The sequence below is a fragment of the Streptomyces gottesmaniae genome, from assembly GCF_031845845.1.
Lineage (GTDB): Bacteria > Actinomycetota > Actinomycetes > Streptomycetales > Streptomycetaceae > Streptomyces > Streptomyces akebiae.
Window position 1 is genome coordinate 68,281 of record NZ_JAVRFJ010000044.1, and the last position, 26,228, is coordinate 94,508.

General features: G+C 69.4%; 17 protein-coding genes. 4 read left to right on the forward strand and 13 right to left on the reverse strand.

Going from position 1 to position 26,228, the window contains the following annotated elements:
- Positions 1–49: 49 nt before the first annotated feature.
- Positions 50–1,024, forward strand: coding sequence for an alpha/beta fold hydrolase (locus RM704_RS36880; RefSeq protein ID WP_078937308.1), 975 nt, complete (start codon positions 50–52; stop codon positions 1,022–1,024).
- Here RM704_RS36880 and fxsT read toward each other — a convergent pair.
- From fxsT to fxsBH, 4 genes are read right to left on the reverse strand one after another with little or no spacing between them, the layout of a single operon-like run.
- Positions 994–4,929 (reverse strand): FxSxx-COOH system tetratricopeptide repeat protein, encoded by a 3,936-nt coding sequence (gene fxsT / locus RM704_RS36885; protein WP_033530188.1) that lies wholly within the window; start codon positions 4,927–4,929, stop codon positions 994–996. The genes RM704_RS36880 and fxsT overlap by 31 nt on opposite strands.
- Entirely contained in the window at positions 4,926–6,266 is a 1,341-nt protein-coding gene (locus RM704_RS36890; protein ID WP_311592243.1) for a TIR-like protein FxsC, read from the reverse strand. Before RM704_RS36890 ends, fxsT begins: the two co-directional genes overlap by 4 nt.
- 58 nt (positions 6,267–6,324) lie before the next feature.
- Positions 6,325–7,146, reverse strand: coding sequence for an AAC(3) family N-acetyltransferase (locus tag RM704_RS36895; RefSeq protein ID WP_078937309.1), 822 nt, complete (start codon positions 7,144–7,146; stop codon positions 6,325–6,327).
- Positions 7,139–9,307 (reverse strand): radical SAM/SPASM protein FxsBH, inactivated beta-hydroxylase extension form, encoded by a 2,169-nt coding sequence (fxsBH, locus tag RM704_RS36900; protein WP_192829781.1) that lies wholly within the window; start codon positions 9,305–9,307, stop codon positions 7,139–7,141. The genes RM704_RS36895 and fxsBH overlap by 8 nt, the downstream gene beginning before the upstream one ends.
- A gap of 841 nt (positions 9,308–10,148) precedes the next feature.
- On the opposite strand from fxsBH, the gene RM704_RS36905 reads away from it, so the two are divergent.
- Positions 10,149–11,063, forward strand: a complete 915-nt coding sequence (locus RM704_RS36905) for a DUF4231 domain-containing protein (protein WP_033530190.1) — start codon at positions 10,149–10,151, stop codon at positions 11,061–11,063.
- Positions 11,064–11,092: 29 nt separating this feature from the next.
- On the opposite strand, the gene RM704_RS36910 is transcribed toward RM704_RS36905, so the two are convergent.
- The 9 genes from RM704_RS36910 to RM704_RS36950 all read right to left on the reverse strand — a co-directional run bounded on the left by RM704_RS36910 (position 11,093) and on the right by RM704_RS36950 (position 24,270).
- Positions 11,093–11,584, reverse strand: a complete 492-nt coding sequence (locus RM704_RS36910; RefSeq protein WP_259408002.1) for a hypothetical protein — start codon at positions 11,582–11,584, stop codon at positions 11,093–11,095.
- 275 nt (positions 11,585–11,859) lie between these two features.
- A complete protein-coding gene (locus RM704_RS36915) occupies positions 11,860–12,897 on the reverse strand; it encodes a rod shape-determining protein (RefSeq protein WP_033530209.1) in 1,038 nt (345 codons plus the stop codon).
- A gap of 184 nt (positions 12,898–13,081) precedes the next feature.
- Positions 13,082–16,633 (reverse strand): SAV_2336 N-terminal domain-related protein, encoded by a 3,552-nt coding sequence (locus RM704_RS36920; protein WP_311592262.1) that lies wholly within the window; start codon positions 16,631–16,633, stop codon positions 13,082–13,084.
- Between the two features lie 35 nt (positions 16,634–16,668).
- Positions 16,669–17,691, reverse strand: a complete 1,023-nt coding sequence (locus RM704_RS36925) for an AAA family ATPase (RefSeq protein WP_033530192.1) — start codon at positions 17,689–17,691, stop codon at positions 16,669–16,671.
- A 29-nt stretch (positions 17,692–17,720) separates the two neighbouring features.
- On the reverse strand, positions 17,721–19,457 hold the full coding sequence (locus tag RM704_RS36930; RefSeq protein ID WP_033530193.1) for a VMAP-C domain-containing protein: 1,737 nt from the start codon (positions 19,455–19,457) through the stop codon (positions 17,721–17,723).
- The gene (locus RM704_RS36935; protein ID WP_033530194.1) at positions 19,457–19,807 is read right to left on the reverse strand and encodes a CU044_2847 family protein; all 351 of its coding nucleotides are present in this window, start codon (positions 19,805–19,807) and stop codon (positions 19,457–19,459) included. The genes RM704_RS36930 and RM704_RS36935 overlap by 1 nt, the downstream gene beginning before the upstream one ends.
- Positions 19,808–19,881: 74 nt before the next feature.
- Positions 19,882–21,234, reverse strand: coding sequence for a carboxyl transferase domain-containing protein (locus RM704_RS36940; protein WP_033530195.1), 1,353 nt, complete (start codon positions 21,232–21,234; stop codon positions 19,882–19,884).
- Complete coding sequence (locus RM704_RS36945; RefSeq protein ID WP_033530196.1) at positions 21,231–22,712, reverse strand: acyl-CoA synthetase; 1,482 nt, start codon at positions 22,710–22,712, stop codon at positions 21,231–21,233. The genes RM704_RS36940 and RM704_RS36945 overlap by 4 nt, the downstream gene beginning before the upstream one ends.
- Positions 22,713–22,872: 160 nt before the next feature.
- A complete protein-coding gene (locus RM704_RS36950; protein WP_033530197.1) occupies positions 22,873–24,270 on the reverse strand; it encodes an SLC13 family permease in 1,398 nt (465 codons plus the stop codon).
- Between the two features lie 301 nt (positions 24,271–24,571).
- Here RM704_RS36950 and RM704_RS36955 point away from each other — a divergent pair, with 301 nt between their 5' ends.
- Positions 24,572–25,282 (forward strand): FadR/GntR family transcriptional regulator, encoded by a 711-nt coding sequence (locus tag RM704_RS36955; protein WP_033530198.1) that lies wholly within the window; start codon positions 24,572–24,574, stop codon positions 25,280–25,282.
- Between the two features lie 141 nt (positions 25,283–25,423).
- Positions 25,424–26,002, forward strand: coding sequence for a nucleotidyl transferase AbiEii/AbiGii toxin family protein (locus tag RM704_RS36960; protein WP_311592270.1), 579 nt, complete (start codon positions 25,424–25,426; stop codon positions 26,000–26,002).
- Positions 26,003–26,228: the final 226 nt, after the last annotated feature.

The window sequence follows — 26,228 nt, forward strand, 5'->3', positions numbered from 1 at the left end:
GTTCCGGCAGCGTGGTCCCGGTCGGCGGGACCAGGAGAGGGGAAGCGCTGTGCAGGACCTGGTGCCGACGCTGGACCGTGTCCGGACGCCGGACGGGCGGCTGTTGCGGGTCGAATGCTCCGGCGACCCGCGTGGGCGACCGGTCTTCCTGCTGCATGGCATGCCCGGTAGCCGGGTGGGCCCCCGTCCTCGCTCCATGTTCCTGTACCAGCGCGGCGTCCACATGATCAGTTACGACCGCCCGGGCTACGGCGGCTCCGGTCGGCTGCCCGGGCGCCGGGTCGTGGACGTGGCCGAGGACGTCACAGCGATCGCCGATGCGCTGGGCGTGGACCGGTTCGCCGTGGTGGGCCGTTCCGGCGGTGGCCCGCACGCACTCGCCTGCGCGGCTCGATTGCCGCACAGGGTCACCAGAGCAGCCGCACTCGTCACACTCGCCCCCCGCGACGCGGAGGGGCTGGATTGGTACGAGGGGATGTCGGCCTTCAACGTCGACGAATTCCGCTTGGCGTTCAAGGACCCCGAGCGTTTCGTGGCCCAGCTCATCCCGCGGTCCAAGGCGATCCGCTCCGACCCGGCCAAGCTACTGGAACAGATCCGGCACGATCTGACCGCTGACGATCGCAGGATCGTCTCGGACAATGGCATCCGCTCCATGCTGATGCGCAATTACATCGAGGCACTGCGCACGTCGCCGTACGGCTGGATCGATGACGCGCTCGCCCTGGCCGGGCCTTGGGGGTTCGATCCAGCTGACATCCGCACGCCCGTGCGGCTCTGGCACGGTGTGCAGGATGTCTTCTCACCGCCCGCGCACTCATCGTGGTTGGCCGCGCGCATTCCCCAGGCCACGATCGTCCTTGAGCAGGGTGCGGCGCATTTCGGTGCCCTGCGCGCCCTGCCGGACATGCTTGGCTGGCTTCTGGAGGACACCCCGGTGCGAGAGGGGTCGGCGACAAGCGGCGAAGGCAGTCCTTCCTCGTTCTCGGTCGCTCACACTGCCAGTGGTTCCAGGTCCCGGTAGACCCGTTGTTTCTGGCTGACCTGCTGCAGGATCGCGTTGCTGTGCCCCAACACCGCTGTCTGCTGTCCCAGCGCGGTCAGCACCTCCGTGCTCATCTGTTCCGCCTCCGCAGTCCGCCCCAGCGTCTGCAGCGTCAGCGCCAAATTGCTGCCCACAGCCAGAGTCTCCGGATGCTGGGCGCCCAGGACCTGCCTCAAGTCGTTGAGTGCAGCCTCCTCCAACAGCCGCGCTTCCTCCAGATGCCCCTGTTCGGCGAGGACATTGGCGTGGTTGGCGCGGCAGAAGACGGTGTGAGGGTGGCGTTCGCCCAGGACGTCCGCCATGAACTCGTGCGCCCGCCGAAAGGCGGACTCCGCTTCGCGCTCTCCGCAGCTCCACTGGTAGATGGCCAGGTTGTTCAGCGCTGCCAAGGTGTACGGGTGCCGCTCTCCCGGTACCTTCATGTACTCCGTCAGCGCTAGGTGCGCCTCGCGCCGAGCCTTCTCGTTCTTGCCCGAGGCGTACAGGTCGGCTGCCCAGTTCAGGTCGCAGGCCAGCGAGTCGGGCGTAGGCGCGTCGTACTGCGCCCGGTACTCGGCCTGGGTCGCCGTGGTGAGCCGCTCCGCCTCCTCGAACCGCCCGGCCCGACGCAGTGACACGGCCAGCGCCTTGGCACAGCTCAACGTGCCCGGGAAGGTCTTGGTCAGAGTGTCCTTGTGCGATGCATAGGCCTCCTCCAGGAGCCTCACCGAGTCTGTGTAGCGGCCCACTTCCCTGAGGTCACGGCCCAGGCTGGACGCTGACGAGAGCGTGTAGGGGTGGTAAGGCCCCAGGACTTCCTTGCGGCGATCGTAGGTGTCCTGGTCGATGTCCCTGGCCTCGCTGTACCGGCCGACCATACGCAGCGCCAGGGCGAGGTTGTTCGCCGCGTTGAGAGTCCGCGGGTGGGAGTCGTGGAAGATCTGCCCGTATCCGTCGTAGGCCTCACGGGCCTGCTCGACCGCCGACCGGTACTCCCCGAGAGCTGCGAGATCGCCGCTCAGACCTGACATCGTCATATAGGTGTGCGGATGGGTCGGGCCGAGAACTCGGCGCTGTCGGTCCAGGACGTCCTCGTCGGTCTCCCTGGCCTCCATGTATCGGCCCTGTGACCGCCGTACGTTGGCGAGCTGGGCGCGAAGGTACAGGTACTGCATGTGATCCTCGCCGAGTGTCGGCTTCCAGAGCTGCAGTATTTCTTCGGCGAGTTGTGCCGCATCGGTGAGCACTCCGCGCTTCCACAGATACCTGACGCGGTCGATGAGCAGGCGACGGGGTTCGGACTCGCGGCACTCCCATGCGTTGGACGCCTGCAGGTGGGGCCAGATGATTTCCAGGCGGGGCCAGCCCTCGGGATTGTCCGTGGGCTCGTCGTCCTGTGGCCGCGCGCCGGCGAGCACCAGATGGACGACATGCCTGGCCTGCCGCTGTTCCTCGCTCGAAAGCTGTGAGCGAATCACGGCCTGAACCAGACGATGGATCTGGATGCTGTTGTTGACCTGGTCGACCTGCGCGAGAGCCAGGCGGCTGATCTCGCGGACGACCCGGCCGAGCAACAGTCTTTCCTGGAGGGTCGCGTCCACCGACCTGAGTTCGTCGAGCATCTCCTTGCTGTAGAGCAGATCCGACGAGATCGGCTCCGGTCCCATGAACGCGCACACTTGCAGCAGCCGCACGGACGCCGGTGAGCGTTCTTGCAGCCGGGCGATGGACACCAGCCAGGTCGCGGCCACCGTGTGCGGGTAATCGGCCGCCTGGTTGAGGTCCAACACATTCGAGGTCTGTTCGGACAGCAGACGTAGATACTCCTCGACAGGCGTCGCCGTCTCGGCGAGCCACGCCGCCGCCTGCTCCACGGCGAGCGGCAGGTCCCCGACCGCCTCCGCCACCCGATCGGCCTCCTGCGCGCTCAGCCCGGGCGCGCGTCGGGACAGGTGCTCGACGCTCTCCTCGCGGGTGAACACGGCGACGGGCAAAGGCTCACCCCGCTCCCCCCAGGCCTGGTTGCGCGAGGTCACCAGGATGTGCCCGCTGCCGCCTTCAGGGATGAACCCCTCCAGGGCGGCGGGGTCGTCGGCGTTGTCGAACACGAGGAGCCAGCGCTTCGTCTTCGCATCGCCGGAGAGCAGGCGTACCGCCTCACGACTGACCTGGTTGATGTCATCACCACCTTGGGCGCCCATCCGCGCGCCCAGTTCGGCCAGGGAGGCGACGACGTTCTCGGTCTCCTCGGCGGAGATCCACCAGATGAGGTCGTAGTCGGCCATGAACCGGTGCACGTACTCCAACGCGACCTGTGTCTTGCCCACACCGCCCAGTCCGAACAGCGCCTGAGGCTTCGGCGCGGCCAGGGGCGTGTCCTCCCGAAGTTGATCACGGAGTTGATCGAGAACAGATGCCCGGCCGGTGAAGGTGGTGTTGCGGCCGGGCATGTTCCAGATATCGGGTGTGCGTCCGGGGAAGCTCGGGTCCATCGGCCCGCTCGCCAGAGTTTCCGCCCGCAGGTCCAAGGCCCCGAGCAGGGCCGCGATGCACTGGGTCTCGTCCAGTCCGAGCAGCGTGGGCGTGGAACTCCGGTAGGTCCCGCTGAGCCGAACCTCGTCGACGCGGAACGCGACACCAGGGGCGTGGGTCTGATCCGAAGTGCCCTCCATCAGCAGGCGCCACGTGGCGTGCGCGTTGCGGGAGCTGATGAAGGGGCCCGACAGCAGGAGCACCGCGCGGGTTCCGGCGTCCGGTTGGGTCGGCGCGTGGCTCGTGACGTCGTGCAGGGTCACGTCGCACCCTGCGCGCTTGAAGGCCGACTTCGCCCACTCGGCCCACAGACGATTCTCCGCCGCGTACACGATCAGGATGTCCGGCTGTGTCGGTCGCGGTGTCCGACGAGTGAATGCGTCCAGGCAGCGTGATCGCACCGGTTCGGGGATGGGGGGAAGGTGTGTCACCTCGCCATTGGTGATCTCCGCGGTGAGTCGTTCGAAGGCGGACAGCATGGAGTTCGGCATTCCACTCTTGTCGCCGACGGTCGCGAGAGTCTCCTCGTAGGCGTAGAACGGGCGGTACGGGATCTCGACCGCGCCCCAGTACGCGTCGAGCTGCTCCGGCGTTCGATTCTCACCACCGAGGGTCTTCGGTAGACCCGCGAACCGCATTCGAGCCAGTGCCCGCCCCGCCTCGACCTTCTGTTTCTCGCCTTCATCGACGCGCATGGGTACGGGCAGGACCCGGATGCGTCGCTTGCGGTAGCCCTCCTCAACGCTTTTGGCCACAACGGCCGTGCCGTCCAGGGCCTGGCCACTGAGGGTGAAGCAGGCGACCACCACATCGGGCATCTGCATGGTGCAGATGTCCGCGTTGTCCGTGAGGCCGGTGCGGCTGTCGATCAGGACGTAGTCGTACTTGGCCCTCATGTCGTCGCGCAGGGCGTCCAGGAAGAGGCCCCCTCCCAGGCGCTCGTAGAAGTTGTCCCACTCGAAGGACGACACGGTCGCTGAGTACTCACGGTTCTGCCTGCCCGCTGAGAGGAAGTCGAGGGAGCCACCGTGCGGAAAGGACAGGCCGTGCTGCTCGGTCGTGAGTGACACGGCGTGGTCCTCGACCCGTGCGTAGCCGAGGTGCCACGGGCCACTACGCGGGCCGCCGGTCGTCGCCGCCCAGCTGTACTCGGTGATGATGTCGATCACGCCGCTGGTGGCGGCGAGCGCGTTGGGGTCGAGGAAAGGATCGAAGAACCGGTGCAGGCCCGGCGCCTCCAGGTCCCAGTCGACGGTCAGTACGCGCTTGCCGTTGGAGGCGAGAATCCACGCTGTGTTGGCGAGCGCCATCGTGCGGCCCGTACCACCTTTGTACGAGTAGAAGGTGATGATGCGTCCGCCCGTGGCCGTCATGATTCTCCTCCTGCGTCGTTCCCTGTCGCGGGATACGAGGTGTACGTCGGACCCGTGAGCCGGGGGCGAGGCACATGTGGGCCGGGGGGTGGATGGGCCTCTGCGTGTTTGAAGTACTGCCGTGTCGTATGGGCCACGACGGCAGGGAGTATGTCGGTGAACGCCTTGAGGGTGGGAACGCCCATGACCGCGATGCGGCAGTCCGTGCGCCTGCCTCGTTCCAGGATCAGGGGCAATGTGCGGTCCAGCTCCGCGGTCAGTTGCCGACCCTCCTCGCCGTGGCACTGCGGGTCGGCCCGGTTCCAGGGGACGATCGCACTGATCCACGGGCGTGAGTTGTCATCGAGTGCCTTGAGTCTGCGCCTGCGCTCCTCGTCCGAGAGGGCCCAGCGGTCGATGAGGAGGATTCCCGGATGCCTGGCCAAGACCTTCTCGTCCCCCGTGCCGGGGTCCGACTCGAGCGTGCCGAAACCAGCCCATTCCCAAGGGTCGTTGTCGAAATCGGAGACTGTGATCCGGTAGTCCAGTGACCGGATCATCTCCTCCGCGAGCGCCGGCAGCGGCCGGGCCGACTCACCGTGGTATGGGTTCCAATCCTGAGCTTCCTCGCCGTACGGGCGGTCGTCCCGGTGCTCCGGCTTGCTGCTCCGGGTGGGCGCGACCACCGTCAGATGTATGCGGCGGGGGCCCTCGCCGCGAGGTTTGAACGCACTGGGTGTCGAGTCGTAGGGGCGCGGTCGGCTTGTCGGCAGGGGGGATTCCTGGGCGACACGCACGATCCGTTGGGCGAGCGTCATCACCGCTTCTTCGTATTCGTCTCTCAGCCTCTTGAGTTTGATCAGTCCGTAGATTCCGTGTGCCAGGTAGCGGGCGCCGAACGAGGAGTGGTCGATATGGATGTGCCGCACCGAATCAGGGAGGAGGTCGAAGTTCACATGGGTCCAGAGCGCCGGCACGATGGCGGGCAGATCCAACGCCCCAGAGGCTGCCTTGGCCTGCACGATCCGTTCGTTGAAGGCGTACCACTCCCGTCCGCACATCTCGCTGGTGAAGTAGCGGGGTGAGAAGAGGGGGACGAACACGCGGCAGGTAGCCAGGTTCTCGCTCAGCTGTTCCGGCCAGCCCTGCCCGGAACGCAGCTCCCGGTCCATGAAACCGGCGGGTGCTCCCGCCGGCAGATCGGTGAGTGCCATGACGTGGTTGCACAGGTCCTTGAAAAGCGTGTGCACCCAGTGATCGGGGTCGCCCCCGTCCGGCCCCCAGGTCGGGGTGTGGGCGTAACTCAGGAAGAAATAGGGCCGGTTGTCGATCGGGCCCCATCCCCGTCGAGGTGCCACCACATGCCCCCTGTTGCTGATGACCTGGTATGTACTTGGATGAGCCGCGCCGTCCGGCTCACGCCGGTGACGGGTCGGCCCCGCTTCCGCCGACGGGACGCTCGTGAGATCTCATGCTCTGTCGATATCGAGACATCTCGACTCGGACGGCGTCCACAGTGTCTCGCATGGAGAAGAGACGCACCTCCCTTCCGGCGAATTCCGCCTCGGAGAACAGCACACGTGGTAGCCGTGCGCCGAGCTCAGGGAAATCGCTGTCGTCGAGCACGGCGTCCTCGTAGGAGATCCAGTTGCCCTTTCGCCCCACCACGCAGCGATAGGTGCGGAGGGGTGGCGGTGGAATCATCCGATATTCGGCGAGATGGAACGCGGTGCAGGCCGCGAAGCCGACCCGGAGGAGGAGCACCTGGGCGTCGGCGGAGTAGAGGCGAGCCAGCGGGGAGCGTTCTCCGAGATGGCAGTGAGGGTCGTGGTCGTCGAGGAGTTCCGCGGCCCTGGGGCCGATCGCGGCGAAGGACGTCTGCGGATGGGCGCTTCGCACGGCGCCCGGCGTCGTCCGTATGTGCTCGGCCAGCGCGCCCATCGTGGGGCAGGGAGTGGCGCCCTCCTCGAAGGGCTGCATGGACCTGTGGAACTCGGCTCTCTCCCGTTCCGTCATTCCCCTGGTCAGATTTCGGTAGGCGGGCGACGTGTCCGAGTTCTCCGGCGTGAAAGCCGGCACGACGAGTGTGCCTTCGGGACCCAGCAGGTCGCGCAGAACGGAACTCACCGCGGCGGGTGAGAGACCTGTACCGCTGAGGGACGCGTGCACCATGAGGATGCCACTGCGATGGATGCCCAACTCCTGCAACGTACGGTGAAGCCGGGTGCTGTCAGTCATGGAGAGCCGTCCACTCCGATCTCAGTTCGTCTGCCAGGTACGCACCGGTCTCGGTGAGATCCGAGGCCGGCAGCGCGGCCAGTTCCTCCAGAGCGCGGCCCGCGCGATGCCACGCCTCGGCGGCACGGGAGGTAGAGGGTACGGCCCAGCCCATGTCGTCGCTGACGAGATCGAGCAACTGTCCGGCACGGTTGCCCGGCACGCTCAGCTCAGCGACCTGGCGCAGGGCCATGAGCCTCGCACGGCGCCCCAGTCGGAGCAGTTCACGGACGAATACCTCGGGATCGAAGTCGACAGCCACTCCGAGGGCCTTCAGGCCCCCTCTTCCCAGGTGCAGGCCCGCGCCGGCGCGAAGCGGTGTGATGGTGCTGGTGATCGGCGCGTTGATGCCCTCGCGCCAATCGGGAACGCGTTCGGTGAGGAGCGCGTACGCGGTCCGCAGACGCTCCCGGAAGGCGTCCGCGTCGGACGAGCCCAGGGGTGGGGTGGGAGACGTCGGATAGCAGTCGCGGTAGGGGTCCGCGTCGTCGAGCAGGAGCGGCGGCCCGCCGGGGAGGACCAACGATGCCAACGGGCGCCATCGGGCGTCGACTTCGGCGCCGGCGACCTGATTGCCCTGCTCCTTCTGCTGCGCGGACGGGCCCTGCAGTACCTCGAAGCCGTCGGCGCTCACGCGGAACTCGACCCGGCCGGGCCGTGAGAGGCCTACGGTGCCCAGCGTCGGCAGATGCACGGAGAGGTCGGTGTGGTCCCACGCCAGGGTCGCCTCGACTCGGGCGCGCACGGCGGCTGCGACGGCCGCTCCCATGAGGTGGGGGAGATCAACCGGACCGAGCCGGGACTGGAGCAACGATGGCCTGAGGTAGGGATGAGCGAGGACCGTGTCCAGCTGCTCCGTTGTCGCCACGTCGGAGTCCAGGCTGGTCAGGAGCCTCCAGGCCGTGTCCCATTCGGGGGACCCCCTGAGGATCATGTTCATTTCGGCCAGCAGGGTGCGGTCCAACTCCAGTTGCGCCAGTTCCAGTTCGTCTCGGCTGGTGACCGCCGGAGCAAGCGGGCGGTGCGTGATCCGTTCCGCGACCCCTTCGACGAAGGAGCGCAGGTCTGCGCAGTAGACGGACGGGTTGTCGAATCCCCGTTCGGCGCTGTATCGGTGGGCGTAGAGACCTCCGCCGCAGGACTTGACGACCGGGCATCTCCGACAAGTCTCACTGACCCCTTTGATGCCGGCCTGGCGAGCGAGCACACCGGGGTGCCGCGCGAACTCCGCGAAACCGTGGCGGAAGACGTCGTAACCGGTCGCGGCGGCACCGTGGAACGCAGTTTTCAGGGAGTCGGCCTGTTCGAAGGTGCCGTCGGTTTCGATGACCGCGAGGTCCGCCGGGCCCAGTCCCATCGATTCGGTCAAGGCAGGGCCGCCGCGCAGTGTGCTGAGAACGGAGGAGAAGACACGGACCTGCATCGGCCGTCCCTGTTCCTCCCAGCGATCGAACACGGTCAGCAGCCAGTCCGCGTAGGGCGTGGACGTCTCGCCACTGCCCGGGGGCGGGGTCTGCCAGGTGGCATGCGGAAGCAGGTAGTCGAGACTCGGCGGGGCGAGGGCGGTGAGGGCGTCGTGCACTGCCACAGGGTCGTTGGCCACGTCCACCGTGCACAGCAGCCCCTGGTAGAGGTGCCGATATTCAGGCAGACGGAGAAGCTCCAGTGCCTTCAACACCCGTTCGTGGCTGCTGCGTCCCCTGCGGTCCCGCCTGTGGCGGTCGTTGGCCGCGCGGTCGCCGTCGAGAGAGACTCCGACCTTGACCTGGAATTCCGCGAGGACGTCCAGGTGTTGCCGGTCCAGCCGTACGCCGTTGGTGTGGATACGCAGGTCCAGTTCGGCGACCGGGGCCAGGGCGCGAGTGAGTTCCGCGCAGATGCGGCGGAGCCGCGCCGGCCCCACGAGAAGGGGTTCACCGCCGTGCAGGATCACCCCCACAGAGGTCAAGTCGCTCTCGGTGACGTACGCGGCCAAACGGCGGGCGACCTGCCTGAGGGTCTCTTCCGAGATGACGGGCGGACGCCCGCGCCAGCTCTGGTCTGCGTGTTCGTACACATAGCAGTGGTCGCAGGCCAGATCGCATCTGCTGTGGATCTTGAGGACGACTTCCCGGATCGGCATGTCCGGCACCCCACTCCTAGCTGCCTGTCTCCCTGCACCGCCGCGGTGATTCATCGGTCGGAGTCCCGGATTCCGCAGTGGTGCAGCGGGAGTGGAGCTTTGGCGCGTGCGAGGCTAGATACTCGAATTGAAGGAAGCGTGAGGCTTGACCTCCGCTCCCTGCGCGTCGGCAACTCGCGCGATGATTCTCTTGGTTGTGGTCGCATCGGGGGACATCGCCAAAAGGCGTGTTGTCCTCCTGGGGGTCGACGCAGTGGCGGCCGGCCCGTGTGTGGTGTTCCTGTCCGGCGAAATCATCTCTATTTGCTTCACCTTGGTTCGAGGCCGGGGGTCTGGCGCCTTCGGCGCAGAGGTCCGGCGCTGGAGTCAGGGGTGGTGCAGGACGAGGGTGCGACAAGCGCAAGGCCGCACGGTCATCTTCTCAGCCTCTCGGTGGGGTGGGCAATGTGTATCGCATGGTGTCCGGGCCCACCTTTGTGCCGCGCGTCAGCGGTGTCGACCGACCGCCCGGCGGCCGAGGTCGTACAGCATGGCGCTGACGGACAACGTGACCAGAGGCCAGGCCACGTGCGACGGAATGTACCCGGTGCCGATGGCGATCATGAGGCCAGCGCCGCCTCCGGCGGCGGTGATGGCCGTGCTGTCCACAAGTTCTGAGGGGCCGAGCGGCTAGGCGCGTGGCGGTTTTCGAGGTTCTGTCGTGCGCGCGGCTCGCGCACGCCTCCGAAGGCAAAGGGCGCCTGTCCTCCGCCGTGTTCCCCGACAGGCGGCCTGGCGCGAATTCAAGATTGACGAGAGCATGACCGTTCCGTTGACTTCCCGGCATCCGTATGAGGTCTGCATGGCTGCGACGCCCGGCCCCAGCACGACGGTGAGTGATCGAGATCTGCCCCCGTTGTTCCAGGTGTGCGATGAGAAGGCGGTGACCCATCAGGGTGAGTCGTTCAAGGTCGTCCGTCTGCAACTGGTCGCCCTGCTGCTCGCCACCGCCACCGCCTCTCTCGCGGAGCGGGTCGGCAGTCGGGTGCCCTCGGCCGTCGCGGCCGTGCTGTACGCCCTGACCATAGGGATCGGCGTCTATGTGTCCCGTCGCCGTGCGCGGGCCCAGTGGCAGGCGCACAGGGCGGCCGCCGAGGTGGTCAAGTCGCTGGCCTGGCAGTTCATGGTCCACGGCGGACCCTTCCCCTCACGGCTCGTCAACCCCGAGGCACGGTTCGCCGAACGGCTGGAGGAGCGGCTCAGCGAACTGCGCAAGGTGGGGTGGGAGGACCCGCGCGAGTCCGTCACCGAACTCGGGCTCGGGCAGATCACGACGACGATGCGTGAGGTGCGCGCCAAGGCCTTCGCGGCGCGGCGCGACATCTATCTCCGCGACCGGGTTCTGAACCAGCTGGCCTGGTACGGCGGCAAGGCCGGGCAGGCGCACCAGGCGTCCGTGCGCTGGTCGGGCGTCACCACCACCCTGACCGCGCTGGCCCTGGTCACCGCCGTAGCCCGGGCCTCGGGCGTCATCGGTAGCCGTTGGGACCCGACCGGTGTCCTCAGCGCCGCCGCCGCGGCCGGTGTCGCCTGGCAGGAGGTACGACGGCACCGCCCGCTCACGTACGCCCACAAGCTCGTCGAACAGGACCTCGACACCCTGCGCGTCACCATGACCACCACCGTCACCGAGGACGGGTGGGCCGACGCGGTCGCGGAGGCGGAGCGGCTGGTCTCGCCGCAGCACACGGACTGGCTGGTGCGGTTCGGGACCTGACGGGGCGGCGGACACGTCGGGCAGGAGGGTCAGGCGCGGCGTACGCCCGGACTCCACAGCACCGTCACCGGGACGCCCGTGAGACGTGCGTAGTCGACGATGTCGGCCGTGCCGCCCCGGCCGCGGGCGGGGGCGCCGTCCCAGACGGCGATCATGCGGTCGGTGTGGTCGACGATGTAGCGGCCGGCGGCGTAGTACGCCTCCTCGTGGGTGCGTTCGTACGGCAGTTGCTCGCGTGCGGCGCAGCATTTGAGGAGACGACGGTAGGCGGCGCGGACCTGGTCGTCGCCGAGGTGGGTCTCGTAGTCCATGCCGGGGATGACGGCCGTCAGTTGCAGCCCGCTCTCCAGGGCGATCTCCGCGAAGAGCTGGTCGGCGCCGGCGGCGAGGCTGCTGAGGGCCCGGGTGGTGGAGGGGCGGCCGCGTAACTCCGCCCGGATGCCCGAGCGGACGGCGGACAGGGCGGCTTCCGGGATCTCCCGGTGTCCGGTGATACCGATCCGGGTCACGGGCCCTGGCATCCGTGCGCTCACCTCCGTGGCCGTGTTCCTCCAAGTAACCCTAGCGGCGGGGGACTTGCGCGAGAACGACACGTACGGGCGTTCGGTGGGGCGTCACGGGCTCACGGACTCATGCGAGCGACCGCGAGGAGACCGTCGTGGTGGCGACCGCCCTCGCGTGCTCCGGGTGCCGCCACTCGTGGGCATGTTCGGAGAAGTGTTCGTAGGGGGTGGCGGCGAGACGGCCTCGGGCGCGGGCCGGTTCGGGCGCGCCGGGGCGACCGCGGGCGCGTCGGTCAGTCGCCCACCGGGTCCAGGCTGATGGGTTCGATCCGGCCGTCCAGCATGGCGCCGACGCCGAGTGCGGCACAGACGTCGGGACGTTCGGCGATGTGGACCGGCATGCCGGTGGCGTGCCGGAGCATCTGGTCGAAACCGGGGAGCAGGGCGCTGCCCCCGACCATCATGATGCCGCGGTCGGCGAGGTCGGCCACCAGATCGGGCGGGCAGTCGCGGAGCACCTTGCCGATGCCGTCGACCACGGCGGTGAGGGGGGTCTGGATGGCGTCCCGTACGGCGGCGGTGTCCACCTGCACGGAACGGGCCAGCCCCGTCGCCACGTCCAGGCCGTGGATCTCGGTGGAGGTGGGGCCGTGGGGGGTGAGGCCGTTGCCGGACAGGGCCAGCTGGAGCGGCCGTACGGACTGGCTCGGCAGCGTCAGTTCGTGGCGCAGGCGCAGGTGCTGCACGATCGCGTGGTCGATGGTCTCGCCGCCGACGGGGATGCGTACCGCGCTGACGACCGAGCCGAGCGAGAGGACGGCGAGTTCGGTGGCCCCCGCCCCGCACACCATGATCATGGTGGCCTCGGGCTGCTCCACCGGCAGACCACAGCCGACGGCCGCCGCGATGAGGGTGTCCACCAGCTCCACCCGACGGGCGCCGAGGCCCACCAGGGTCTCGATGGTGGCGCGTTGGGCGAGCGGGTCCGCGCCGTGCGGGGTGCAGGCGGCGGCACGCAGCACGGGCTTGCGGCGCAGAGTGCGGCGGACGCGGTCGCCCAGCAGCTGACGCAGCATGCGCTGGGCCATCTCGATGTCGACCACGGTCCCGCCGGCGACGGGCCGGACGACCCGGATGTAGTCGGGCGTACGGCCCGTCATCTTCTCCGCGAACTCCCCGACCGCGATCAGCGCGCCCGTCCGGGTGTTCACGGCGGCGACGCTCGGCTGGTCCACGACCAGGCCCGCGCCCTTCACATACACCCGGGTCCGCGCGGCCCCGAGGTCGACGCCGAAGTGGCAGCGGCGCAGCTGCTCCAGACTGGCGGTCATCGCGGTCATTGCGGATCCTCCCGAGAGCACGGACCGAACGGACCGCCGCCGGTCGGCGGTTCCCTGGTTCCCTTTGCATCGTGCGGGGGCTGGGAGCGGGGTGCCTGTTGGGGTGGGCCGGGTGGGGGTGCGGCCGGACGGGTGGTTCGGTGGGAGGGGTGAGGAGAAAGCTGGACGGGATGTGCTAAGTCGCTTCGAGGGAGCAGTACCAGGCGAGGGGACGGGCGGTCGGTTCCGCTCCGTGGAGGGGGCGGAAGAGAGACGCGTCGACCAGCGTGCCACCGGCTGTGAGCTCCTCGTGGAGGAGGGGGGAGAGGACCACGACGACGGAACCCGGGACATGCTCGAGGGCGGTCCGTATGTCGGAAGGTGGCACTGGGCGGGTGGTACCGGGGGCCCGCCAGAACGTCACGCGGACCGTTGGCGGATCCGACAGCTCTGCAAGATCTCGCGGAAGCCGCCGCATGACCGGATCGAGCGCCGATAGGACGGATGCCGCCGAGGCGTCGGTCTCGGCCCGGATCAGATAAGCGTCTTCCCGACCGAGGACCTCGTACTGATCCGGAGCGAGTCCGCTCAGCGAGAGCAGCCGCGGCAGCGTGTCGGCCAGGGCGGAAAGGGTGCGCGGATGTTCGTGTGGAGGGGAGATCTCCAAAGTGATCAAAGTGCGCCCCTGTGCGTCGAGCAGTTCCCGGTACAGCGTCTCCAGCGCTGCGCTCGGCTCCCCGTGCAGCTCGTGTTCCTGGTACTCCACGTATTCCTCGTACGACCTGACCGCGTCGCCGACTCGGCCTTCGTGGCGCAGGGCGAGCATGTGCAGGCGGCGGAAGTCCTCCCGTTCCGGGTAGGCGTGCACGAGCGCGCTCAGCTTGGATTCTGCCTGTGCGAAGTCGCCGTTCTCCAGGTCGAGTTCGGCCCGCAAGGCCCACAGGTCGAACCGGAGCGCGCGCAGGCGGATGCGGGCCTCCTCTGCGGCGGGGCCGGGTACGTCTTCCAGCGGTTCGCCCTGCCACAGGTCCAGGGCGTACTGGACGAGGTCACGTGCCGTCGCGGTCTCACCGTCCTCCCGGCGGAATCTCGCCCGGTCGGCGAGCTCTTCGCACTGGTGCATGTCCACGGTGCGCGGGGTCGCGTAGAGGGCGTAGCCGCCGGCGGTGGTGGCGAGGATCCCGGGGCCCAGAGAGCTCCGCAACCGGTTGACGTGGCGAGCGAGTCCCCGGTACGCCCGGCGCTCCGGGAATCGTTCGATCCCCAAGCCTTCGGCCAGGTCGAGGTGCGACACGGTTCTGCCGCTCTTCTGCAGGAGCATGCACAGCAAAGCCTGTTCCTCGGGAGGAAGGACAGGCAGAGGGCGACCGTCCCGGGTGACCCGCACCGGGCCTAGGAGCTGGTAACCGTAGGGGTCGTTCGCGGCCACGTTCTGATTGTCGCGGTTGGCCGACATACAGAGTTCCCGACCATGCCGCTGCCTGTCGAGATCGGTGGAGAGGAGGTGGTCCACCGCGTCGGTGAACCTCTCCCAGAAGGCGCGGCGGGCTCGGGGCGGCCCGGTGCCCTCCGGGTCGTGCTGTTCGGGGAGGACGGGCCCGCCGAGCAGCTCCGACAGCAGGCGCCCCAGGTCGCTGAGGTCCTTCGACTCGCTGGTGTGCCCGTCCCGTGTCAGCGTGAACCGGGTGACCTTGACGGTGCCGTCGGGACAGAGCAAGACACAGTTGGGGGAGAGCCGACCGTGGGTCAGACCCCGGCCGTGTACGACACCGAGGCATCGCGCGACCTGGGCCGCCACAGAGGTCAGCATCCAGTACGGCAGCCGGACGCCTCCTTCGCCGGTGAGCTCGGCCAAGGTCACGCCTTCCACGAAGTCGGTGACGAGCCATGCGCCGCCGTTCCAGAATCCGAAATCCCGGACTCCGACCACATGGGGATGCCGCACATCGGCGAGCGCTCGCGCCTGCTGAAGGAACGTCCTGCGGTCATTCGGGGCGACCTCGTACCGGTACGCGGCGACGGACTGTCCATGGCGTGCGTCCACCGCCTTCCACACGCCCGAGCCGGGTGCCAGCTCTCCCGCCAGCCGGTACGTGTCCAGCAACAGCCGCGAGGATTCCGCCGCCGGGCCGCCCATCAGCCGCACACTTTCCTCGCGAACCACGGCGATCGGCCCCCCGTCCGGGGTGACGTCCGTGCCGCCAGGAGCCGCCACCTGGAACGTCCCGGGTGTGACGCCCGCCCGTTCGTCTATCAACTCGCCTACGCGTAGCAGCAGTTCGGCGGTGAGGTAATGGGCTGACCTGGGCAGTGTGCGCAGCAGCACCTCCCGGACTCCAGGCCGGAAGGCATATGACCCCGGAGGGCCGGGGGCCCTGGTCAACATGCCGCTGAGGATCACTTCCGCCAGGTGCTGCGGATGTGGGTCCCGTTCGATGGCAGCCTGTACCAGGCGCATCACGGGTAGGCGTGGTTCCCCGACCGCGAGGTGGCCTGCCAGCCGGAAGGCCTCCGGCGAGGCGAGTGAACGGAATCGCAGCAGTAGTTCCTCCGGGGAAAGGCGGCCCACGTCCCCGCGGCCCTGCTCGTCGACGGGTGACGGCGGCGGGGCTTTGCCGAGCAGGCCGACCGAACCAGGGAACCGGCCCGCATGGGCGACCAACCGGGACCAGTTCCCCAGCCAGGGGGCCGACGTCTCCAGGAACGGCACCGGGAACGCGCCACGCTCTGTGCTCTCCAGAGCGTAGGTCTCCACGTCGTACGACGAGTTGGGTGCGGCGGGCCAGGACGCGCTGATCCTGGCGGTCTCGGCGGGAAGGGCCGTCGTGCGCCAGAGGCGCTCGGGCAGCGGCTGAACGACCGCGACCGGCATACGAGCGCACCAACGGCGCAGCGTCCGGTACCAGCGGTTCCCCGGAATCCCGCTCCGCCACTGCGGCCCCATGCAGTCGCTGATCAGCAGCGTGACCGTGCGCCCGTCGCCGAAGGAATCCCGCTGGCCAACGCGGCACAGTGTGCCTTCGGCGGTCAGCCGGTTCAGCGTCACCGTGCGGAAGATGCCGGACTGGGCCAGCATGGCGTGGAGTTCACCGACGAGAGGGCGCCAGATCGGCATCGTGGGGCCGGTGTCGTACACGAGTCGCAAAGACAACCAGCGCTCCGTCACGGGCCGGAGCACAGGTGGCCACCATCGCGGTGGCACCCCGAGGCGGGCGACGAGGCGGGCGGTGGCCACCTCGTCCAACTCCTGGCCCATCGGGGCCGGAACCCGACGCCTGAGGGGCCGCAGCGCGCGTTGCAGGCTGAGGGGGTGGGGTAGCAGCGGTGGAGCGGGAGCAAGCAAGGGTGTGTGTGTCCCGGTGCCGGCGTCGGGCGGTGGAGGGGATCCCGGTAGGTGCAGGGGAATCCGAGGCGTCGTACGCCACAGGGAGCTGGGCGGGGAGGGAGCGTGCCGTGCACGCGTAGTCGTCGCGTCGGACCTCGACTCGGTCGGCCCAGGCGCGTCCCGCTCCACGGTTTGGGGCGTCTCGGCAGTGACAGGAACGGGGCTTGAGACGGACCCGGGTGTGCCGTCCGGCTGGATGTACCGCGAAAGCCAGAAGACTTCCGCCAGCTCGATGGAGGTCAGAAGTTGGCTCGATCCCTTGTTCGCCCGGATCAGCACCTCAGCCAGGTGCCCGACGCCTGTGGTCGGACGGTTCAGCGAATCACCCGGCGCTCCTTCCCCGCCCGCTGGCATGTCCTTCATGGCCCCGCTCCCGATGTTTCCCGTCGCTCCGCCACTCAGCCTCCGAGATCGTCCATGGTGTCTCGGGTGCGGCTCAGATACGGCATCAACTGCTCGGCCAACTCGTCTCGGGAGGACGCCTCGATTCCAGAGACCCCCGTCAGATAGATGGCGTTCAGCAACTGGTCTGTCGCCAGCTCCCCGTCCGTACCCCTGTCGAGGAAGCGCCCCATCAACTCTCGTGCGTACGAGTCCGGTTCACCCAGGTGTGCCTGCACGATCTCCTCAAGATGGGTACCTCGCGGTTGGGGTAGTTCCAGGCGTACACACCGCCGTAGGAACGCGGGCGGGAACTCCCGTTCTCCGTTGCTGGTCATGACGACGAACGGGAAGGCCCTGCATCGCACCCGACCTCGTGTCACTGCCACGCGTGCGTCAGTCCCGTCGACCATCACCTGGGCCGAAGGGATGTGCTGGGCGGCGCGCACCAGCTCCGGTATCTCGTACTCCCCCTCCTCCAGGATGTGCAGCAGATCATTGGGCAGGTCCAGATCGCTCTTGTCGATCTCGTCGATCAGCAGGGCACGAGGCCGGGTGTACGGGAGGAGTGCCGTCCCCAGTGGCCCCAGCCGGAGATGGTCTTGGAGTTCGCCGTCCTGTGGGCGTGTCTTCGACCCGCTACGGCCGGCGGCATAGAGCCGTGAGAGAGGGTCGTACTGGTAGAGGCCGTCGTGGAGCGTGGTGCGGCTGGTGATGTTCCAGCGGAGCACCGGGCCGAGGCGTAGCTCATGTGCCACGGCGTACGGCAGGCTGGACTTGCCGCTGCCGGGCGGGCCTGTCACCAGCAGCGGGCGACGCAGGTACAGGGCCGCGTTGACGAGCTGCACGGCCCGGTCGGTGGCGCGGTAGGTGAGCGCCCGGTGCCTGCGGTCGGGTGAGGTGGCCGAGATGTCGTCGTCTTCGCTGGGGGTCGCCAGCTCGGGCCCGCCGTCAAAGGCACGCCATGGCGGCGGCGCGGGGAGGCGGTCGACGCCGTCGTGGGGCTCACCGGTACCCGTGTAGACAGGCCACAGGGACATACGTGTCTCCTCGCGCAGGCTGGAGGGGATCAGACCGGAAGTTCCTGGAAACTGTCCGGGTCGGGAAGACAACGGGGGTCCTCCCACATCAACGTCAGGTCGTGCGCCCAATGCCTTTCGGTGGCTCTGGAGTCGGACCCGTCCTCAACCGAGCAGGCAGCCTCGCGCAGTTCGTGGATGTAGGCCGGAAGATCTCGTAAGGGCCGCCCCGCCAGTTGTTCGTCGAGGTGGTTCAGAAAGGCCGTTCCCTGGCAGTCGTCGTGTGGCGCGGCCCCGCCCTTGCAGTTGTTTCGCGGCCAGAGGATCGCGGGTGCGGGGGCGTTCAAGGTCGCGCGAAGCAGCTGACGGACGCCTTCCGCGCGGGGCGGGGTGCCGAAGCCGACCATGTCGGTGCTGCGGTGCAGTCCGATGGTCAGGCTCTTCGGGCTCTGTCTCAGGGACGCACAGCCGATGCGGTGCAACTGTGCCATCGGGTGCGTGTCCAGCCGTGCCCACTTCTGCCTGAGCTTGTGCTGGAGACCGAAGCTACGTCGCCGTTCCAGGCTGATGACGACGAGCGGCGCGAAGGAGCCGAGTGGGCTGTCGTCGTCGGGGCTGCGCTGCCATCGTGCGACGTCCAGGTTGAGGTAGCGCAGTGGCAACACGAAGGCGATCAACTCACGTGCTTCCGGTTCCAGTACGTGATACGCCTCGTCTATGCGTTCCAGGGCGTATGCGCGGATGTCCTCGACGGGGAGTCTGTTGGACCCCACCACCAGGCGGTCCTGGCCGTTGTACGCGGACACCTCGACAAGGAAATGATTGTTGCCGCGACCGCTGGGCGCTATCTCGACCAGGATGGGCGACCAGTCAGGAGCCCGGCTCGTCCGGGGCGGGGCAACCGATCCGTTTCCTGCTTGGGACCACGCCCGTAATCCCCTTCGGGTTCCGAGATCGTCGATGAAGATCGCGAGCCGTCCCGTGAACCGGGCTATGGCGCGCGGGTCGGGCACCTCGAACAGGAGGTACCACGCCGCATCCCATAGGGTGTTCAAGCCGTTCGGCGGCGGCGGCCCTATACCCACGGCGTCGCGGTAGAGCCGCTCGGGGCTGCACTGCAGTTTGTCCTGCTTGGACGCCTCCTCGATCAGCTCCCGTAAACGCCGTAACTGACTCGGGCTGTACACGGGATGCGGTATCAGCTCAGCCAAGGGAGACCAGTAGCGGGCCACGACATGGGCGGGCAGCATCCTGCCGTCCCGGATCCCGGGATCCTTCGCGGCCGACGTGACCAAACCGACAACTCTGCCGTCCGTCAGGGTCAGTGCTGCTCCGCTGAAACCCGGAGCCAGAGGCTGACCGTAAGTTTTCCATGCCTCCAGCTGAATCCATTCGCTGTCGAGCAACTGGTCGGCGGTGGTGCGGTACTCGGTGAGGGTCCCCCGTCGGTTGTGTCTGGGGAAGCCGTGAGCCAGCAGCTTCGGCGGCGGGTCCCCGAACGCGTCGGAGGGGGCCGCGAAGCGCGCAGGTGTGAGGTTCGCCGGACGAACCAGTTCGAGCACGGCGACGTCACCTTGCGAGGTCGGTGTGCCGTCCCAGTCGCCCCGAGCCACCACGCGGCCGGCGTGCTGCATGTCGTCACCACCCGCGAAGGTGACGCTCACCTGATGCCGGTCGCTGTCCTTGACGACATGCGCGCACGTAAGAACATGATGAGCATTGATCAGGAAGCCGGCCCCGATACTTCCCCCACACTCGATCCTTGCGTTCCAGGAAGCGCTCCTCATCAGTTCACAGGAGTTCCGGGCGAGCCGGCTGCGTGAGCCGGGGACCAGGTGAGCCTGACCACGAGATGGGCTTCGACCGTGCTCTTGGCGATCACCGCACCCGCCTCGGCACTCAGTTTCACTCCGAACTCGAGCTCCACGGAATCGGGCGCGAGCGAGTCGTCCCGCAGGACCCGGAGCGCCGACTGGGCGGCGGTACGGACGTGGCCGAGGGCGTTCTCGAAGGTGCGGGCGGCCCGGACCGTCCCTCCGTCGTGGTCCGCGACGAGCTGTGAACCGGACAGGTCCTCGGCAGGCTCCACAATGATCATGGAGCCGTCTTCGGTCTCGAACTCCACCAAGCCATCCATGACGCCCCCCGTTGTCCGTGACTCTCGCCGACACACATTGTTACGGACGGTACTCGAGGTTGTCCCGGTTTCCGCTACCCGTATGTATCCGTGATGCCCCGTACGACCCCGAGCTCCACCAAATCCTGTGGTCTCACACGGAGTTGATCGGCGGTCGAGCGCACGTTGTTCTCCGGCCGCTTCAGGATCGCGGCCGCCAGTTCCGGGGCGATCACCGAGAAGTAGGAGTCGGGGGTGGCCCAGGTGCGGTCGGGGGCGGCGAGGGCGAGGGCTCCGCCGGAGCCGCCCTCGCCGATGAGGAGGGTCGTCACGGGGGTGCGGGCGGTGGCGACGGCGGTGAAGAGGGCGGCGATGGCGGGGCCCGCGCCCTCGCGTTCGGCGTCGGCGTCGTTCGCGGCGCCGGGGGTGTCGACCAAGGTCAGGACGGGGATGCCGAGGCGGTCGGCGAGGCGGATGAGGCGGGTGGCGGTGCGGTAGCCCGCCGGGCGGGTCGGGGTGCCGCACTGGGCCGCGTAGGCGACGGTGCGGCCCTCGTGTTCGCCGAAGCCGCAGAGCATGCCGGGGTCGGTGCCGCCGGCTCGGTCACCGCTGAGGGGCGCGCGGCGGGTGAAGTAGGCGTCCAGGTAGGCCTCGGCCCGGGGGCGGTGGGGGGAGCGGGCGCGTTCCACGGCTTCCCAGCCGGTGGCGGGGAGGGTGGCTGCATGGGGGCGGGGGCCCCGGAGCGCGTGAGGTGGGGGCGCGGGCTCCGGGGAAGGGCTGGTCAGGAGCGACAGCCACAGGGACAGCGTGTCGCGCAGGTCGTCCGGGTGCACCACCGCGTCCACGGAGCCGGCCGTGACCTGGGAGTCCGCCGTGTACGCCGCGGGGTCCGCGTCCGGGGGGCGGACGCGGGAGCCGGCGAAGCCGATCTGGGTGGCGGGGAGGGCCAGGGTGATGTCGGCGCCGGCGCCGAGGGTGGCCCAGCCGCCGCCGGTCGTCGGGTCGCGGAGGACCGCGACCCGGGGCAGACCCGCCCCGCTCGTCAGCGCCGACTCGCGTGCCACACGCTGGAGTTGGGTGAGGGCCCGCATGCCCTCCTGCATACGGCTGCCACCCGTCGCGACGACGGAGACCACCGGCAGGCGGTGGGCGCGGGCGTAGGTGTGCGCCGCCTCCAGACGGTCGCCGGTGCGTTCGCCCAGCGAGCCGCCCAGGAAGCCGAACTCGAAGGAGATCAGCACGGCCTGTGCGGTGCCGATCGCGGCCCGGCCCCACACCACCGACTCCTCCTCGCCGGTGCGCTCGGCGGCGCGGGCCCGTGCGGAGTCGTAGCCCTGCCAGGCGAGGGGGCCGTCGGGGGCGTACTCCCGCCGTGGGGTGGGGAGTTCGGTGAAGTCGTCCGTCAGGGCGGCGATGGCCTCGCGGGCCGAGAGGCGGCGGTCGGTCATCCGGCTTCGTCCGTCTTCAGCGCCCGCTTCATGATTTTGCCCATGTCGTTGCGGGGGAGCGCGGAGAGGTAGTGGACGGTCCGGGGGCGCTTGTGGGGGGAGAGGAGGGCGGCGACGTGAGACGCCAACTCCTCTGCCGGGGGCGGGGATTCGGGGTCCTGCGGGACGATCCAGGCCACCACGCGTTCGCCGAGGTCGGGGTCCGGTGCGCCGGTGACGGCCGCCTCCCGGACCCCCGGGTGTTCGAGGAGCGCGTTCTCGATCTCACCGGCGCCGATCTTGTAGCCGCCGCTCTTGATGAGGTCGGTGGCCTTGCGGCCGACGATGCGTACATAACCGTCGGGGTCGCGCACGGCCATGTCGCCGGTGCGGAACCAGCCGTCGGCGGTGAACGCGGCGGCGGTGGCGTCGGGGCGGTTGAGGTACTCGGTGAAGAGGTTCGGGCCGCGCACCTGGATCTCACCGACCGACTCGCCGTCGTACGCGGTGAGCGGGGTGCCGTCGTCCTCGACCAGCCTCAACTCCACGCCGGGCAGGGGGACTCCGACGGTGCCGGCGCGGGGTTCGCCGTCGGCGCGGACGCTGGTGTTCATGAGCGTCTCCGTCATGCCGTACCGCTCGATCACCCGGCGGCCGGTCGCCGCCGCGATCCGCTCGTGATCGTGCACCGGCAACGCGGCGGAGCCGGAGACGAGCAGGCGGGCGCGGCCGAGCGCCTTCGCCAGGTCCGGGTCGGCGGGCAGGGTCTCCGCGATGCGGTGGTACATCGTCGGGACGCCGAACAGCATCGTCGCGCCCGCCGACAGCTCCCGGGCCACCGCGGTCGTGTCGAACCTGCCGAGGTGGCGGACCGCGCCGCCGCGCCGCAGCGGGCCGAGGACGCCCAGGATCAGGCCGTGCACATGGAAGAGGGGCAGGGCGTGGACCAGTACGTCGTCGGCGGTCCACCGCCAGGCGTCGGCCAGCGCGTCCAGGGTGGTCGCGACGGCACGGCGGGGGATGACGGCGCCCTTGGGCGGGCCGGTGGTGCCGGAGGTGTAGACGATGAGGGCGGGGGCCTCGGGAGCCGGTTCGTCGGCGAGCGGCCGCCTTCCGCCCGGGTGCGCCGTCGAGCGGTCCGGTACGTCGATGTCCAGGCGCTCCACATCGGCCGGCGCCGAAGGGAGTTCGGCCTCGGGAGCGGTGAGGATCAGCGCCGGGGCGCTGTCCTTCAGGATGTGCCCCAGCTCGCTCTGGCCCGACTTCGGGTTGAGCGGTACGGCGGGGACGCCGGCCCGTAGCGCGGCCACGACGCCCACCGCCGTCTCCAGCGTCGGTGTCGCCCAGACGGCCACGCGGCCCGCGTCGCGGATCCGCGCGGCGAGCGTGTCCGTCACGGCCGCGAGTTCCCCGTAGGTCAGGGACCGGTCGCCGAAGCGCAGGGCGGGGCGTTCGAGGGTTCGGGCTTCGCCGGTGAGGGCCGGGAAGAGAGAGGACACGTTCTGGTACTCCTCGGTCGTCGGTCGTCGGTCGTCGGTCGTCGGTCGTCGGTCGTCGGTCGTCGGTCGGTGGGTCGTCGTCGGTCGGTCGTCGGTCGTCGTGGTTCGAGGTGCCGCACTGCACTTGGGGGCACCTGATCCACGGGGCTCCCCGGTGGGGTTACCCGAATCCCGGGACCACCAGCACCAGCCACACCACGGCGGGCACCACGGCCACCACGATCCCTCCGTAGATCATCAGCTGGCGGAAGAAACGCTCGCGGTCGACGTCCGGTGCGGCGGCCAGGACCAGCGCGCCGTTGGTGGAGAAGGGGCTGACGTCCACGACCGTCGCGGAGACGGCGAGTGCCGCGACCATGCCGACCGCGCCGATCTCGCCCTGGGCCAGGAACGGTACGGCCAGGGGGATCAGGGCACCCATGATGCCGACGGAGGAGGCGAAGGCCGAGACGACGGCACCGATGTAGCAGAGGAGTACGGCGGCGAGGAGGGGGATGCCGATGCCGCCGACGCCCTCACCGGCCCAGGTGATGGTGCCCATCTCGTCGAGTACGCCGACGTAGGTGAGGACACCGCAGATGAGGAGGACCGTGGACCAGGCGATCTGGGTCACGGCCTTGCGGCTGTCGTCCGGCCAGAGGGCGCTGAGAAGGGCGGCGAGGGTGACGGCGGTGAGGCCGGCGTCCAGGTCGAAGACGAGGACCGCGACGACCAGGGCGGCGAGGGAGGTGAGGGTGGCTGTGCGGGCGGGGGTGAGTGTGGGGGTGGTTTCGGCGAGGGTGGTGCCGGTTCCGGTTCCGGTGTCCGTCGCGGTGGCGGTGCCGGTGGGTTCGGGGTCCCCGGTGGTGGTGCCGGCCGGGGGGCGGGTCCCCTGCTCGGTGGGACGAGGTGTCGCCGCGCCCGCCCGTCCCGCGCCAGCGGCACCGTCGCCCGCAGCCGGGTGCGCGGGGGCCGAGGTCAGCTTCAGGCCGCCGAACAGGACGAACACCACTCCCGCGATCACCAGGTTGGCGATCAGGGACGCCAGGAAGAGGAACAGTTCGCTGCCGGGGAGGTCTTCGCGTTCGACGATGCCGTTGACGATCGTGCCGTAGATGCTGATGGGGGAGAAGCCGCCCCCCTGCGCGCCATGGACGACCATCGCGCCCATCAGCAGGGGACTGATGCCGTAGCGCGAGGCGAAGCTGAGGGCGATGGGGGCGACGATCGCGACCGCCGCCGGGCTGACCGCGCCGATCGCCGTGAGCGCGCCGGTGAGGAAGAACATCACCCAGGGGATCAGCGCCACCCGCCCCCGTACGAGCCGGATCGAGGCATGGACGAGCCAGTCGGTGGTGCCGTTGGCGCGGGCGATCGCGAAGAGATAGGTGACGCCGACGAGGACGACGAACAGGTCACCGGGGAAGCCGGCGAAGATGCCGTCCGCGTCGAGGTCGGCGACGAGTTCGCCCACTCCGAAGGCGGCGGCGAAGGCCAGCGCGCCCATGTTCACGGAACGGGTCGTGGCGATGACGAACACCACGGCCAGGACGAGGATCGAGATCAGTTCGGGGGACATACGGGCTCCCGTCGTTGGGTCCCGGAGCGGCAGAGGGGGAGAGTCGACAACTGGGCGAGTGAGTGGTCGAGTGGCTGAGCCACTTACGGTTGGTCAGCGTGGAGGCGCAGGGCGGTGACGTCAAGGGGGTGCGCGGAAATTGGTTCAGCCACTCGGCCATCGGGCCACTGTCTCCGACCGGTGTTACGCTCCCGACGAGCGACGCCGGACGAGCGGTTCCAGCGGTACAAGCAGTTCCAGCGGTACAAGCGGCACAAGCGGTACAAGCGCTCCAGCGGTACGAGCAGTACGAGGGGGAATCGTGAGCGACGCCCTGCGGCCCATGGCCAAGCAGCGGCTCTACGAGCAGGTCCTCGACCGGCTGCGTCAGTACGTGGCCGAGGGCGGTCTGAAGGCCGGTGACCGGCTGCCGCCCGAGCGGGACCTGGCCCAGCGGCTGGGCGTGAGCCGGGCCTCGGTCAAGCAGGCCATCGTCGTACTGGAGGTCCAGGGCCTGGTGGAGGCCCGCCACGGCGGCGGCACCTATCTCGTCCGGGACAGCCTGGACGTCGAGCCGGTCGAGCGGATGGTCGAGCGGCGTCGGCGGTTGCCCGACGTGCTGGAGGCCCGCGAGGCGTTGGAGACGAAGCTCGCCGAACTGGCCGCCGAGCGCCGTACGGAGGACGACCTGGCCGCGATGCGGGACGCGCTCACGCACATGGCCGGGGAGATCGAGCGGGACGGGCACGGCATCGAGGGCGACCGGCTGTTCCACGCGGCGGTCACGGCGGCCGCGCACAGCAGTCTGCTCGCCGAGTTCATGCGCTCCATCGCCGACCAGATCGCCGAGAGCCGCACCGAGTCGCTGCGTCAGCCCGGCCGGCCCGACCGTTCGCTCGCCCAGCACCAGGCGATCCTCGACGCCATCGCCGCCCGGCAGCCCAAGCAGGCGGCCACCGCGATGCGCCGCCATGTCCGCACGGTCGCGAAGGTCCGCCTGCTCGACTGGGACCCGGGCGACTCGCCCTCCTGAGCGCGGCCCGAGGCCGCCCGCCGCCGTGCCCGCCGTGCCCGCCGTTGTCAGTGGTGGTCGGTACAGTCGGCCACCGATGTATCGGCGGCCCGGCTGCACTGGGTCTTCGAGGCGGAGCCGGAGGAGCGCCCGCCGCATCTGGTGCTGCTCGACCTGGTGCGGGAACGGCCGGTCGCCGCGCCGGGGGTGGTGCTCGACGTGGGCGGCGCCCGGCCCGACGGCATCTGGACCTACACGGAGTACGAGACCCCCGGCACCCGTCTGATCATCCCCTGGACGGCGGAAGGCCTGCCGCCCGGCGAGGCGCGGCTGGACTTCGCCCGCGACGAGCGGCTCCCGGAGCTCCCCGTGTGGACGGCGATACCCCGTGCCGACGGCTCCGGCCGGACCGTCGTCCGCACCCCCGGCCCCGCCCTGTCCCTCGCCTGGAAGCTCCTGTGGCTGCACAGCGACTGCGCCTCCGAGGGCCGCGCGCAGGCCAAGGACCTCTACGACGCCGTCCTCCTCGCCGAGGCCGAGGTCACCCGGCTCTCCGCGCGGCTGCTCCACAGGGTCTTCCGCCGTGAGCCCGGCGCCGGCGCCCCGGCCCCCGCCGAGGCGCCGGCGCCCCGGCCCCCGCCGACCCCCTGCGCGTGGACACGCTCGTCCTGGACGCCGCGGACTGGGCGGACTTCCGCACCGCACACCCCCGGGTGCGGGGCACGGCCGAGGACTGGGTGAACCGCCTGGGCCGGGCGCTGGAACGGGTGCCGGGACCGCCGACGGCGCGGCGGAACGGCAGCGGACCTGTGGGCGGCGCCTCCTAGCGCTCCCCGCCGCCTAGCTGTTCTGTCCACGGAGGTTGGTGACGGCGATCACTGGAGAGTGATCTTGAACGAGTGAGGGCCTTCCGGGTTCGGTGTGGATTGCGACATCTCCACCGAACGACGAAAGGCCCTCGTGCCCC

Excerpts from the sequence above, each read along its gene's own strand:
- RM704_RS36915 (WP_033530209.1), bottom strand. The coding sequence starts at position 12,897 with ATGACCGCCAGTCTGGAGCAGCTGCGCCGCTGCCACTTCGGCGTCGAC.
- fxsBH (WP_192829781.1), bottom strand. The coding sequence starts at position 9,307 with ATGCCGATCCGGGAAGTCGTCCTCAAGATCCACAGCAGATGCGATCTG.
- RM704_RS36925 (WP_033530192.1), bottom strand. The coding sequence starts at position 17,691 with ATGTCCCTGTGGCCTGTCTACACGGGTACCGGTGAGCCCCACGACGGC.
- fxsT (WP_033530188.1), bottom strand. The coding sequence starts at position 4,929 with ATGACGGCCACGGGCGGACGCATCATCACCTTCTACTCGTACAAAGGT.
- RM704_RS36935 (WP_033530194.1), bottom strand. The coding sequence starts at position 19,807 with ATGGATGGCTTGGTGGAGTTCGAGACCGAAGACGGCTCCATGATCATT.
- RM704_RS36940 (WP_033530195.1), bottom strand. The coding sequence starts at position 21,234 with ATGACCGACCGCCGCCTCTCGGCCCGCGAGGCCATCGCCGCCCTGACG.
- RM704_RS36895 (WP_078937309.1), bottom strand. The coding sequence starts at position 7,146 with ATGACTGACAGCACCCGGCTTCACCGTACGTTGCAGGAGTTGGGCATC.
- RM704_RS36910 (WP_259408002.1), bottom strand. The coding sequence starts at position 11,584 with ATGCCAGGGCCCGTGACCCGGATCGGTATCACCGGACACCGGGAGATC.
- RM704_RS36920 (WP_311592262.1), bottom strand. The coding sequence starts at position 16,633 with ATGAAGGACATGCCAGCGGGCGGGGAAGGAGCGCCGGGTGATTCGCTG.
- RM704_RS36930 (WP_033530193.1), bottom strand. The coding sequence starts at position 19,457 with ATGAGGAGCGCTTCCTGGAACGCAAGGATCGAGTGTGGGGGAAGTATC.
- RM704_RS36905 (WP_033530190.1), top strand. The coding sequence starts at position 10,149 with ATGGCTGCGACGCCCGGCCCCAGCACGACGGTGAGTGATCGAGATCTG.
- RM704_RS36950 (WP_033530197.1), bottom strand. The coding sequence starts at position 24,270 with ATGTCCCCCGAACTGATCTCGATCCTCGTCCTGGCCGTGGTGTTCGTC.